The sequence below is a fragment of the Paenibacillus sp. FW101-FHT12H11 genome, from assembly GCF_058790355.1.
Genome location: NZ_JBYTCO010000009.1, coordinates 176,403 through 189,352 on the forward strand (window position 1 = coordinate 176,403; position 12,950 = coordinate 189,352).

13 protein-coding genes are annotated in these 12,950 nt (G+C 47.3%); 6 read left to right on the forward strand and 7 right to left on the reverse strand.

The window, feature by feature from the left end; translation table 11 throughout:
• Positions 1 to 120 precede the first annotated feature (120 nt).
• Positions 121 to 1,704 carry a bifunctional metallophosphatase/5'-nucleotidase gene (locus AC3WTJ_RS26885; protein ID WP_492524579.1) on the reverse strand — a complete coding sequence of 528 codons (1,584 nt, stop codon included), beginning with the start codon at positions 1,702 to 1,704 and terminating at the stop codon, positions 121 to 123.
• A 171-nt stretch (positions 1,705 to 1,875) separates the two neighbouring features.
• Between AC3WTJ_RS26885 and AC3WTJ_RS26890 the strand changes: the two genes are divergently transcribed.
• Entirely contained in the window at positions 1,876 to 2,868 is a 993-nt protein-coding gene (locus AC3WTJ_RS26890; RefSeq protein WP_407871014.1) for a phosphate/phosphite/phosphonate ABC transporter substrate-binding protein, read from the forward strand.
• Between the two features lie 186 nt (positions 2,869 to 3,054).
• On the forward strand, positions 3,055 to 3,303 hold the full coding sequence (locus AC3WTJ_RS26895) for a hypothetical protein (RefSeq protein ID WP_492524431.1): 249 nt from the start codon (positions 3,055 to 3,057) through the stop codon (positions 3,301 to 3,303).
• A 62-nt stretch (positions 3,304 to 3,365) separates the two neighbouring features.
• Here AC3WTJ_RS26895 and phnE read toward each other — a convergent pair whose 3' ends face one another.
• The 3 genes from phnE to AC3WTJ_RS26910 all read right to left on the reverse strand — a co-directional run bounded on the left by phnE (position 3,366) and on the right by AC3WTJ_RS26910 (position 6,923).
• Positions 3,366 to 4,940, reverse strand: coding sequence for a phosphonate ABC transporter, permease protein PhnE (gene phnE, locus AC3WTJ_RS26900; RefSeq protein WP_407871012.1), 1,575 nt, complete (start codon positions 4,938 to 4,940; stop codon positions 3,366 to 3,368).
• On the reverse strand, positions 4,937 to 5,710 hold the full coding sequence (gene phnC, locus AC3WTJ_RS26905) for a phosphonate ABC transporter ATP-binding protein (RefSeq protein ID WP_492524432.1): 774 nt from the start codon (positions 5,708 to 5,710) through the stop codon (positions 4,937 to 4,939). The genes phnE and phnC overlap by 4 nt, the downstream gene beginning before the upstream one ends.
• A gap of 187 nt (positions 5,711 to 5,897) precedes the next feature.
• Positions 5,898 to 6,923: a HoxN/HupN/NixA family nickel/cobalt transporter gene (locus AC3WTJ_RS26910; protein WP_407871010.1), complete on the reverse strand. Its 1,026-nt coding sequence runs from the start codon at positions 6,921 to 6,923 to the stop codon at positions 5,898 to 5,900.
• 171 nt (positions 6,924 to 7,094) lie between these two features.
• Between AC3WTJ_RS26910 and AC3WTJ_RS26915 the strand changes: the two genes are divergently transcribed.
• The 3 genes from AC3WTJ_RS26915 (at position 7,095) to AC3WTJ_RS26925 (ending at position 9,331) form a co-directional block, all read left to right on the forward strand.
• Positions 7,095 to 7,931 carry a sensor histidine kinase gene (locus tag AC3WTJ_RS26915; protein WP_492524433.1) on the forward strand — a complete coding sequence of 279 codons (837 nt, stop codon included), beginning with the start codon at positions 7,095 to 7,097 and terminating at the stop codon, positions 7,929 to 7,931.
• Positions 7,932 to 7,933: 2 nt separating this feature from the next.
• A complete protein-coding gene (locus tag AC3WTJ_RS26920; protein ID WP_492524434.1) occupies positions 7,934 to 8,605 on the forward strand; it encodes a response regulator in 672 nt (223 codons plus the stop codon).
• A gap of 96 nt (positions 8,606 to 8,701) precedes the next feature.
• Positions 8,702 to 9,331: a YcnI family copper-binding membrane protein gene (locus AC3WTJ_RS26925; RefSeq protein ID WP_492524435.1), complete on the forward strand. Its 630-nt coding sequence runs from the start codon at positions 8,702 to 8,704 to the stop codon at positions 9,329 to 9,331.
• 62 nt (positions 9,332 to 9,393) lie between these two features.
• Here AC3WTJ_RS26925 and AC3WTJ_RS26930 read toward each other — a convergent pair whose 3' ends face one another.
• Complete coding sequence (locus AC3WTJ_RS26930; RefSeq protein ID WP_492524436.1) at positions 9,394 to 9,876, reverse strand: dihydrofolate reductase; 483 nt, start codon at positions 9,874 to 9,876, stop codon at positions 9,394 to 9,396.
• A gap of 30 nt (positions 9,877 to 9,906) precedes the next feature.
• Positions 9,907 to 10,851 (reverse strand): thymidylate synthase, encoded by a 945-nt coding sequence (locus AC3WTJ_RS26935; RefSeq protein ID WP_492524437.1) that lies wholly within the window; start codon positions 10,849 to 10,851, stop codon positions 9,907 to 9,909.
• A gap of 325 nt (positions 10,852 to 11,176) precedes the next feature.
• Here AC3WTJ_RS26935 and queF point away from each other — a divergent pair, with 325 nt between their 5' ends.
• A complete protein-coding gene (queF, locus tag AC3WTJ_RS26940; protein ID WP_492524438.1) occupies positions 11,177 to 11,677 on the forward strand; it encodes a preQ(1) synthase in 501 nt (166 codons plus the stop codon).
• Here the strand turns inward: queF and AC3WTJ_RS26945 are convergent.
• Positions 11,674 to 12,921: an ATP-binding protein gene (locus tag AC3WTJ_RS26945; RefSeq protein WP_492524439.1), complete on the reverse strand. Its 1,248-nt coding sequence runs from the start codon at positions 12,919 to 12,921 to the stop codon at positions 11,674 to 11,676. The genes queF and AC3WTJ_RS26945 overlap by 4 nt on opposite strands.
• Positions 12,922 to 12,950 lie beyond the last annotated feature (29 nt).

The window sequence follows — 12,950 nt, forward strand, 5'->3', positions numbered from 1 at the left end:
TTCCCTCATCTTGCTATCGTATCGATTTCCTGCAAAATAAGGGATCAGAGTTCCCTCTTGGCGAGATTCCCCAAAAAAATAAGACGGCGCAGGATTAACCCTGCACCGCCTTTTCCATTTCTACTCTGTATCCCAAATGACTTCCCAATTCCCATTCACGCTGGCTTCAATCGTACCCCGCTCCATAATATACCCGGCAAGAAGCTCCGCAACATCCGTTGGAATATCCTTAATGACCGGCTTATCCTGGAACATGGCGTAGTTGCCTCCGCCCGCAGCCCTGTAATTGTTCATCACTACATCGTAGGATGCGTCAAGGTTCAGTGGCTGCCCGTTATAATCAAGCTGTACGACACGCTCTCCAATCGGACGGGAGATGTTCAATTTATACGAAATGCCTTCCCACATATCATAATTGTAATGCTGTGGCTTCGGCTCTCTAAACTTGCTGCTGACCTGAACTTCGCCTTCGGGTGCCAGTTCGAAATATTCCGCGGACTGTTCCAAGGCGTCCTTGATGTCTTGTCCGGAAATCCGAATCACTTTCAATGTGTTCGGGTAAATGTAGTTGGATACGATGTCCCTCATCGTAATATCCGAAGGAAAACCCGGCGATACGTTATCAAACAGCGCCGTATTCGAAATGGGCGCTCCGGACAGCTCCATCTGTACCCGATTGATGAATTCGATCAGTGCGCTGTCTTTCAAGCGGGTCTGCATGGGATCTTTCACCAGCATATCACCCGTGAGCTTGCCGATCGGTTGATCCAGCCACTCTTGCGTTTTTGCTTCATGGGTATCTACAAGTTCCAAGAGCTTCTTGTCTGCTTCAACACCCGTTACGGAGAGCAATTCTGATGTCTTGGTGTCGATTCGCCATTTGCCTTCCAGCAACGAAAGCTCCAGCTTCACTTTCCCAAGCGTAACGCCAGCCGTTCCCGGTTGCACAACAAGGACGCCATTGATGCTTTGCCCTGCAATGCTCCGGTGCTGGTGCCCGGTCAGAAGCACATCCACCCCTTCAACTTCCATACAAAGCTGATAGCCCTGATTTTCACCTGTCAAAGGTTCCGTTGGTTCCCCTGTCTCCAGATGTCGTTCAAAGCCTCCATGATAAGAGACGACTACAACATCCGCTCGCTCTTCTTCCTTAAGCACCTTCACCCACTTGTGAGCTGCTTCTACAGCATCTACAAACTGCAAACCGGAGATGTGTGCGGGATTTTCCCAATTTGGAATATAAGGTGTCGTTAATCCCAAAATACCGATGCGAACACCTTCAGGAAGTTCCTTGACGATGTAAGGCTTCCCTAAGAATGGTGCCCCGCTTGCTGCGTCTACGATGCTTGCACACAGCCACGGGAACTCGGATTCCTTGACCGCTTTGCCAAGTACATCAAGCCCATAATTAAACTCATGATTCCCGATTACAGCAGCATCATAGCCGATATAGTTAAGTCCGATCACCATCGGATCCATCGGCTCGTTATCCAATCTAGCATGATGGTAGGCCAGCGGAGTGCCTTGAATGAGATCCCCGTTGTCGATAACGATCACATTGGCTTCCTTCTTCCGTTCACCTGCTACCAATGCGGCTATTTTGGCTAAACCCACATCGTTGGGCAAATTATTCGCGTAATGCAAAGGCAGCATATTGCCATGTAAATCGCTTGTTTCCAGTATGGTTACTGTACTTTTCTGCACCTTACCAGGTTGAGTCAAGTTCCCCACTCCACAACTTTTTATTTTGTAAATACGTACATAACAATTGGCAGTTTAACAAATACTTCACACTATCTTCCATATCCCTTATGTTAATGTTATATTACATCTTAGATAAATAGCAAATAAATTTAAACGGAGGTCAAAAAAGTAATGAAAAAATTAACAGTGATTACCCTTTCCATGATGGTTGTTGCCACAGGCCTGCTTGCTGGCTGCGCAAAGAAAGAAACACCGGCTCCATCGGCTTCAGCAGGTGCAGCAGCGAGTGCTTCTCCGGCAGCAGCAGCTTCCGCTAGCCCAGCAGCAGCTACAGGTTTTGTTCCAAAAGAACTTAAAGTTCAATTCGTACCTTCCCAAAATGCAGAGACACTTGAAGCAAAAGCCAAACCACTTGAAAAACTTCTCGGGGACAAGCTGGGTATCCCGGTTAAAGTTTCCGTTTCAACTGACTATAACGTTGTAATCGAAGCTATGGCTTCCAAACAAGTTGACGTTGGCTTCCTGCCTCCGAGCAACTACGTTGTTGCCCATGATAACCGCAAAGCGGCTGATCTGCTTGCCCAAGCGACACGTTTCGGCGTTGACGATGCAACTGGCCAACCAACGACTGAACTCGTGAATTTCTACAAATCCGAGATCCTTGTGAAAGCAGATTCCCCGATCAAATCGGTTGCTGATTTGAAAGGCAAGAAAATGGGCTGGCAAGGTGTTACTTCCGCAGCTGGTTACGTTTACCCAGGTCTGTTGTTGAAAAAAGCTGGCGTAGATCCAGTGAAAGATGTAACAGGCGTACAATTCCAAGGACATGACAAAGCGGTTATCGCGCTTCTTAACGGTCAAGTTGATGCTGTCGGCGTATTCCAAGACATTCGTACGAACATGATCAAAGATTACCCAGACATTTTCAAACAAACGAAAGTTCTAGCTTTCTCCGATAAAATCCCTAACGATACCATCGCTGTTCGCTCCGATATGGATGCAGCATGGAAAAAGAAAATCCAAGACGCTTTCCTAGCACTTGGTACGGATCCAGAAGGCCAAAAAATCATTTTTGATGTTTACACACATAAAGGTTATGTTGTAGCGAAAGATGAAGATTTCAACATCGTTCGTGATGCGAACAAAGAAATGGGCTTGAAATAAGCCTATCTAAATCAAGAGGCTGTCCCAAAGTCATTCATTGACGGAGGGAGAGCCTCTTTTTTTTCAATTCTACGCATTTCCACGCTTGCATACTATGGATGTGGCACGTCCGGTAAATTTTTTTTTACTTTTGCATGACAAACGTTTACCTGAACTTGTCATATATCATAGTGGGGTGAAAATGGAATGTTCGAAAAGCTTATTAGCAGTAAAAATGAAGTCTCCATCCGGTGCGGCAACGACGAAATTAGAGGAGTTATTACGCATTACTATTCAGCCTTCCAACTGTTGAAAATAAGAAACATCATGATTCCCCTGGAGCTAATCGAACAGATTGAAGTCCTGGAACAGACAAACAGCTCAGCCGGATTATCAAAACTTAGCCGCGGTTCCCTTCGTTTAGTTACCCGCGAGAGACTTTCAAGTCAAGTATAATAGGCATACATAATACAACGTGCATAACAAAACAGACGCCGCAGCTAGCGGCGTCTGTTGCTTTATACGATGCGTTTACGAAGCGATCCTGAAATGTAGTCAATAATTGAGACGGTAATGATTATCCCGATCAGGATGATCCCTACACGCGGCCACTGCCTCGCATTCAGCGCGAAAATAAGCGGCGTACCGATCCCTCCAGCACCAATGACTCCAAGCAGGGTTGCGGAACGAACGTTGATCTCGAAACGATATAGCGTATAAGAGATGAAATCAGGAATGACTTGAGGAATGACGGCAAAGGCCATCCGCTGCCAAATATTAGCGCCAACGGCGTTCATCGCCTCTGTAGGCCCCATATCCATATTTTCAATGGCTTCGGCATAGAGCTTCCCTAGCATCCCTACGGAGTGCAATCCTAAAGCCATTACCCCGGCATACGCATTAGGTCCTACAGCTTTGATAAAGATTAAAGCCATAATAATTTCAGGAATCGTACGAACAATACTCAAGAACAATTTCCCTGTTCCCGAGACGGCACGGAAACGGCTCATATTCGCTGCAGCCCAGAAGGCAAACGGCAAACAGACAATCGCCGAAACGAAGTTCCCCAAGTAGGAAATCGACAACGTTTCAAGTAAAGAACGAAGTAAATCTTCGCCTTCCGGAATATAGACATACGCCCAATCCGGATGAAACAAGCCGGTAATCATGGCTTTCGTCAAAATCCAAGTCGTTGGTTGAAAGCCTGTTAACTCCAGACCTGTCAACGACCAGATGAACAAAGCGATAACCGCGACCCATCCTACAATTTTGTAAGTACGCGCACGAGATTCTGACATTGGCTTCGCGCTGCCCTTCAGCAGGTAGGAACGGAACCGGGTACTTACCAAATCAATAATGACAACAACAATCAACGTGTAAATGACAATCGCACAGGACTGATCGTAACGGAACAGATCCAGCGTGTTTTTGAGCAGCAAACCGATACCACCGGCTCCAACCAAACCTAGGATCGCGGAGGCGCGGATGCTGACTTCAAATGTATACAGGAAATGAGCAAGATACGTAGGTGCGACCTGTGGAAGAACACCGAAACGAATAAGCTTCAGTTTATTGGCACCAACGGCTGTCATCGCTTCCAGAGGGCCCGGATCAATCGCTTCCGTCGATTCATATGCAAGCTTGGACAAAATACCGAACGTGAAGAAAATCAGCGCGAGCGTACCTGCTGTCGGGCCAAAGCCTACCAATACCGCAAACAAAGCAGCGTACAGCAAATCCGGAATCGTGCGAAGCAAGTTCATGATCAGTCTGGCCGGATAAAAAAGCCACGGCGATGTGGTTACGTTACGTGCTGCAAGAAGCGCCATGGGATAAGCGAAAAGAGCTCCCACGGTTGTACCGATAATGGACATTTGGATAGTTTGTGCCATCGGCTTCCAAATATCAGCGAAAAACGCCCAATCCGGCGGAAACATTTCCCCAATGAACTTGAGGATTTCCGGTGTTCCGGTAACCAGCTTCGAGAGTGTCGCGTCCGTCTGATAGATGCTTCCGATCAGGAACAAGATCATGATGATGGCTGTGAGATAAATCTTCGTTCGAGGAGGTCTTTTGACAGACGTCACACTCATCCCTCCTGCACCCCCAACAGCTCATCTTTCTTAATGGCACGGCCATAAATTTCGGAGAATACCTCGTCTGTCGCTTCAGCAACGGGTCCGTCATATACGACTTTACCTGCACGAAGCCCAATAATCCGCGTTGCGTATTCACGTGCAAGATCAATAAAGTGCAGGTTAACAACCGTTGTGATACCCAGCTCCGTGTTAATGCGTTTCAGGTCATCCATAACCTGTCTTGTCGTTAAAGGATCCAAGGAAGCAACAGGCTCATCCGCCAAAATGATTTTAGCTTCTTGGGCAAGTGCTCTCGCAATGGAAACACGCTGTTGCTGACCACCGGACAATTCATCAGCGCGTGAATAGGCCTTCTCCCGAATATTCACTCTTTCCAGTGCTTTCAGGGAAAGCTCGATATCATGTTTAGGGAATAAACCAAGGATAGTACGTAATGTGGAGTGGTAGCCTACGCGACCAGATAAAACGTTGCGAAGAACCGTGGAACGCTTAACGAGATTGAAGGTTTGGAAGATCATCCCGATATCTCTGCGCATCCGGCGTAATTCCGAACCATTTGCTTTTGTGATCGATTTGCCATCTATCAAAATTTCCCCGTCTGTCGTCTCATGCAAGCGATTGATTGAACGCAATAAAGTTGATTTTCCTGCGCCTGAGAGGCCAACGATGACAATAAACTCTCCCGGGTGAATCGTCAAATTAATGTCGTTCAGACCCACAGTTCCGTTAGGATACACCTTGGAAATATGTTTAAACTCAATCATATAAGTCCTACTTTCTCTAAATGGTTTCAAAGATCAGACCAAATTAATTCTACGAATTTCGCCAAAATCCTTCTTTCTATGATAACCTTTAGAAAATATTCATATTCCATTGTTCACCATCACAACAAAAAAGCCCCGGAATTTGATCCGAGGCTAGTCTAAATGACTTACTACTCAAACTTTAGAACTAAACTTTTGCACGCCAGCGCTCCTCGATTTTCATCCCTTTCCACACCGCAATGGAGACAATCCATGCAATGACGAACAGGGCGACGAGGATGAAGCCCAAGGTGCCGAAATCAATATCCTGCAGCCAAGTCCAGAAGGAGCCTTCCATGCCGAACTCTTCCGAGAGCACCTGACCCAACTCAATGACACCAATAATTAAAGCGGCAATGACCGCCAAAGCGGTTACAGTCAAATTGTAATAAAGCTTGCGCACGGGCGTATGGAAAGCCCATTTGTAGGCCTTAGTCATGAACATCCCGTCAGCTGTATCAAATAGACTCATGCCTGCTGCAAATAACAGCGGGAGTGAAATGACGCCGATGAACGGAATGGCGTCTTTGGCCGCATGGGCGGAAATGGCTAACAGCGCAATTTCACTTGCTGTATCGAAGCCCAAACCAAAGAGAAAACCTAGCGGATACACATGCCAGCTTTTGCTGATGAAAGAGAACAACGGTTTGATCATGCGGGCAATAAAGCCGCGGGATTCCAACAGTTCTTCAAACTCATTGTCATCCTGCTTGCCGCCGCGAAATTTGACGAATAGCTTATATAAGCTTATTAGAATAATCAAGTTAATGACACCAATGATAACTAGAAAAAGCCCGGATACCGAAGCGCCGATAACGCCTCCGAAACGCTGCATCCATGGAAGCTCACGCTCCGCCCATGTCACCGAAAAAGCGGTCACAATCGACATCAGGAAGACGACCGAAGAATGGCCTAACGAGAAATAAAAACCGACGCCTAAGGGGTTGCGTTTCTGTTGAACAAGCTTACGCACGGTATTGTCAATGGCCGCGATATGATCGACGTCAAAGGCATGCCGCATGCCCAGCGTATAGGCAAGCAGTCCGATCCCCCAAAAAGCAGGAGACGTTTTGGCCACCGAATAAAGTCCAATAAGGCCTAATATATGGAGAAGCAAGATAAAGCCTATGTATCCGCCCCAGCTTTTCCGCTGCTCCAGCAATGATTTCCACATGTGGTATACACACAACCTTTCCATTCGTGCCACGATTTATTTACAATGTAGCACACGTGTGCGTGACTTGAGAAGCATTTTGCCTAATTTATTGTGAAGATCTCTAACATTTATTTGTTATAATAGTATCCGTTCCAAATAATGAGCTATGTAAGGAGTGGAAATGAACTGATGTCTCTTCGTCTTTTTAAACTTTTCACCATTTTCGTACCTGTGGTCATCATCGGCGGCTTTGAATATATACGCCATGAATTCCTGTTAAATTACTTAACGATGGAAGCCGGCAACTTCTCCATTACCGTGATTACGCTGCTGCTCTCGTACCTCTTCGCTTCGTGGATGTTTCAAAGCATTGAACGCAGCAATGAGCAGCTTACCATGGGCGAAGCCCGCAGAGCCGTCTACGAAGAGCGGGAGCGCCTTGCCAGAGAGCTGCATGACGACTTGGCTCAGACGCTTTTTTTCCTCAACGTCAAATTAAAGCAAGGTGATTTGGAGGAAGCCAAAGCCGCCGTATCGGAAATCGACAACTCGCTCAGGCAGGCGATTTTCAATCTCCGCACGCCGCCTGAAGAAGGGACTGGCCTTGAGCAGCGTATCCATAAATTTCTGCACGACTGGCGGATGGTGACAGGCATTGAGCTGCAGGAGAAGCTGGAAATTGAGGAGAACAGCTTCACTCCCACAGAGGAGGTACAGCTTTTCGGCATCATCCAGGAGGCCTTTACGAACATTCGCAAGCACTCGATGGCAACGGAAGCAACAATCTTGCTGGAAGCTCAGCCAGATGCCTGGAAGCTGCAGATTACGGATAATGGCCGTGGACTTCAGCATGCTGAAGCAGCAGGCAAAAAGTATGGCATTGAGTTGATGCAGAAACGAGCGTCTGAACTAGGCGCTACCTTCGAATTTAAGGCAAGAGATACCGACAAAGGACGAGCAGGAACAGGAAGCGGAGACACAACCGGAACCGAACTGACTGTGCAAGCCGCAGATAGGAGGAACTGATTTTGACATCCGCGCAACCCTTCCGTGTACTTATTGTAGATGATCATCCCTTGGCGCGAAAAGCGATCCGCAGCATGCTGGAGCCAGTGGCCGACTTTGAAATTGTGGGGGAAGCCAGCAGCGGTGAAGCTGCGATTGTGCTGTGTGGTGAAGTCGCGCCCGATGTGGTCTTGATGGATATTCACATGTCTCCTATGGATGGACTTGAAGCTACACGGCGCATCAAACAAGCCTATGGGACGATCCGAATCGTCATGCTGACGGTTTCCGACGATGTGGCCGACCTCTTCACGGCCCTGCAGTTTGGAGCCCAGGGCTATTTACTCAAAAATATGGACCCTGATGAATGGCTTACCTATCTTCGTGCCCTGCTCGACGACAATTCCGATGCCGCCCGGGGGATGGCGGACAAGCTTTTCCAGCGGTTTCGGGCACCGGTTGGGAATTTGGCGGAAGGTCCAACACCGAGCATGCTAACCTCTCGGGAGCAGGAAATCACCGCCTATGTCGCCCAGGGAGACAACAATCGGCAGATTGCTGAGAAACTGCTCATTTCGGAGCATACCGTCAAAAATCATATGAAAAATATATTGGTTAAGCTCGGGCTTGAGAACCGGGTTCAGCTAACCGGATTCGCCATTAAGCACGGCTTGACACGAAAAGGACAAAACTAGTCGAAAAAATAGCCCACTCGAGCCATACTCAGATGCTTACCAAACAAGTAACATGGACAACATGAGAAGAGTTGATTCGAAAGGGGAAAATGTTCCATGTTTAAAAAATTGATGTTAAACGCAAGTATCCTGCTGATCGGTTCCATGCTGCTAATCGCTGGCGTCGCCAGCGCTCACGTAACGGTTTATCCCAAAGAAGCCACACAAGGCAGCTACGAGATGTTTACGGTTCGTGTGCCATCCGAGAAAGATATTCCTACAGTAAAAGTGGAAGTGAAGTTCCCGATGGACTCCGTCGCCGTTTCCCGTTTTGAGCCAAAAGCCGGCTGGACATACGAAGTCGCCAAAGATTCCGCTGGTAAAATTACCGGCGTTACCTGGAAAGCAAGCGGAGACGGACTCGCGAGCACGGAGTTCGGTGATTTCAATATGCAGGGTAAAGTAGCAGACACGGCTACTCAAATCGTTTGGAAAGCTTACCAAACCTACAAAGACGGCAGCGTCGTGGAATGGGTCGGCGCAGACGGCTCAGACAAGCCTGCTTCCGTTACGACAGTGAAAGCCAAAGCGGGCGCTATCACAGACAGCCACGGAAACGTCGTTGCTGGCCAAGCTGCTGCTGAAAGCGGCAGTTCCAGCTCCAAAACACCGCTGTACCTTTCCATTGTAGCTGTTGTGCTTGGGGCATTATCCTTGATCGTTTCGTTCACAAGAAAACGCCGCTAATCCGGCTATAAAAAAAGGCCTTGAGTTCTCCGTCAGGATTGACGCTGAACTCAGGGCCTTTTTTATGCTCTTTGATAAATCCGGAAGTAATACTCGTACGGGTTTTTCTCGTTCCGTTCCCCTTGTTCGCTGGAGACCAAGGTCCAGTCGGACAAGTCCAGCTCCGACATGTACGTGTCCGCTTCAAACTCGTGCTCGATGAATGTTATGTACATCCGGTCAACCTTCTCCGCGAACAGGCGAAATATTTCCGCGCCGCCGATGACAAAAAGCTCTTGATCTTTGAACTCTTGAACGGCTTCATCGACGGAGTGAATGATCTCGCAGCCCTCCGCCCGAAACTCCGTATTTTGCGTAAGAATCACATTGCGTCTGCCTGGCAGCGGCCTTCCGATGGATTCGTACGTTTTGCGCCCCATTAGAATCGGGTGACCCATCGTCACAGCTTTAAAAAATTTCAGATCACCTGGCAAGTGCCAAGGCAATGTATTGTTCACACCAATGGCACGGTTGCGGTCCATGGCAAAAATAAATGAAATACTCATAGCCGGTGCAAACCTCCTTTCGTAACACGTCTATACCGCTACTGGCGCCTTGATCGTTGGATGCGGATTGTATCCGATCAACTCGATGTCGCTGACATCGAAATCGAACAGCGATGCCACATTTTGATTCAGCTTCAGCGTTGGCAATTCCTTCGGTTCACGGCTCAGAAGCGTATGAATTTGATCGATATGATTCGTGTAAATATGAGCATCGCCAATGGTATGGACAAACTCCCCTACGCCTAGTCCGCACTCTTGTGCGATTAGGTGCGTAAGCAGCGCGTAGCCTGCAATGTTAAAAGGAACGCCCAGGAACGTGTCGGCGCTGCGCTGATATAACTGGCAGCTCAGCTTGCCGCCCGCCACATAGAACTGGAACATCGTGTGACACGGCGGCAGCGCCATGCTCGGCACATCCTCAGGATTCCAAGCGGAGACGATGAGCCTGCGCGAATCCGGGTTCGTTTTGATCATATGGATGACCTCTTTGAGCTGATCAATCGTTCCGCCCTGCGTTGTCGTCCAATCTCTCCACTGCTTGCCGTACACATCTCCGAGCTCGCCGTATTGCTTCGCAAACGACTCGTCATTCAGCACCTTTTCCACGAAACTCGCCATTTGCTCGTCATACTGAACCTTGAAAGCTTCATCCTGCTGAGAACGCAGCCCAAAATTCGTCATATCGGGTCCTGTATAATCTGCGCTCTCAATCCACTTTTTAAAAGCCCATTCATTCCAAATATGGTTGTTATGCTGCAGCAGATATCGAATATTCGTATCTCCTTTAATAAACCAGAGCATTTCACTGGCGATTAACCGAAATGGCACTCTTTTCGTCGTCACAAGCGGGAATCCCTCAGAGAGGTCAAAACGCATCTGCCTCCCAAATACGGACAATGTCCCCGTCCCTGTTCGGTCTTCCTTTTTAGTGCCGTTTGCCAATATATCTTGTAGCAATTCCTGATAGGCTTTCAAAGCTAACGAACCTCCATCCCATAATAAAAGGCATATCCATCTATTTTACCATTCCTGTCCCCTCAGTGGTATCTGTAAGTGCGGACAATTTCTCCACGAAATCCCAATCTCTCAGAGATGCATTTTTGCGGCAGTTATGGTACTATTTGCTCCTAGAAGAGGTTCGCAAACTCCCTCTATGATAAAAACTTCCATCGAAGTCATTCGAAGCTGAGCGACCTCGTTCAGAGGTTGTTTTTATCGCCAATAAGAATTTGTTCTATCTGAGATTGCCGGAACTTTTTTAATTCTTATGTGGAAAAAAACTATGAAATGAGGACTCATCATGTCTGCTGGTAGAAGCAATGAAGATTTAAAAGAGATCACCCTCCTCGGAAATCAAGGAACGAAGTATGTGTTCAACTATGATCCGACGGTGCTGGAAGCATTCGATAACAAACATCCGAACCGGGATTATTTCGTCAAATTTAATTTCCCTGAGTTCACGAGCCTGTGTCCCGTCACTGGACAGCCGGATTTCGCAACCCTCTACATCTCCTATATTCCGAATATCAAAATGGTAGAGAGCAAGTCTCTCAAGCTGTACCTGTTCAGCTTCCGCAACCACGGCGATTTCCACGAGGACTGTGTCAACATTATCATGGATGATTTGATCAAGCTCATGGAGCCTCGATATATTGAGGTTTGGGGGAAATTCACTCCGCGCGGCGGCATTTCGATCGATCCGTATTGCAACTGGGGTCAGCCCGGTACGAAGTTTGAAGCGATGGCCGAGCACCGGTTAATGCACCACGATATGTATCCGGAAAAAATCGATAATCGTTAATTTTGCTGCAGGGGTAAGGTAATGGTTACTGTCGTTCCTACGCCTTCTTCACTCTCATAAACAATTTTGCCGTTCATTGTCTCGATGATTCGGATAGTAACAGCTGTCCCAAGTCCCGTCCCGACTTCCTTCGTGGAATAAAACAGATGGCCGATGCGGGATAGCTGCTCTTTGCTCATTCCTCTGCCGTTATCGCAAATGCTGATCTGCACTTCACCAACCATCCCCGTCAAACGTACCTGTACTTCACCATTCGCCTGCGTAGCTTCAATCGCGTTTTTAATCACATTCACCAGCGCTTGCTGCAATTGCCCTCTATCGGAATGAATATAGATGTGTTCATCGACATGACAAGTAAGCTCTACCCCATTTTTCATCGCCATCGGTGTTAGCAAGATCAGGATATTCGTTAGCACATCCGAAAAAGAAAAGGATTCCAACTTCGTTAGCTTAGGTTTGGAGAAATTCAAATAATCGCTAATAATGGTCTCGGCCCGCTCCAGCTCCTCCATGGCAATGGTTAGGTACTGTTGATTTTTGCCAAGTTCGCTCGGGCGCATGAGCTGGAGAAACCCTTTTACAACCGTTAGTGGATTACGAACCTCATGAGCGATAGAAGCAGCAAGTTCACCTAAGGTTTTCATTTTTTCGGCTTTTTGAATTTCCACCTTCATTTTGGCATGCTCTTCATTCAATTCCAGCAGCATGGTGGAGAACCAAGCTCCCAAAATTGTGAGGATACCGAAAGCAATAATGGCGGGAATCATGCGATAATCCAGAGGTTCGCCAGAAAACAATGAGTACGAAATTAATATCATGAGCATGACAAACAGCGGCCCCAGGGCAACCACAATAGTGGCTTTAATCCGCGAATTCCCTGTCAAAGCGTTGGTTTTGAACGAAGCAAGCAAGGGAATTAAGAACGCAATCGTCATACTGATATATCCGAACAAAAGCGCATCGCCACCAAGGTACGTACGCGTCATAATGATCATCACATAGTTAATCAAGCCTGCTTTCCGTCCCATATACACAGTTGCTATGACCATAGGAACGTAGCGCAAATCCCAAAATAAGTTAAGATCTTCATAAGAAAAAAGCAGACAAAGCGAGGATGCCATTCCATACAACAGCCCCATCACAATGGGAGATTTTGCGTAACTCCAACGTTCGCCAAAGACGCTCTGCAATAAAACAGGAGCAAGGACAATCAGGATGTTCAGAAATAATTTCTCTAGTAACATAGCTCCTCCTACACCTACAACCACTCAAA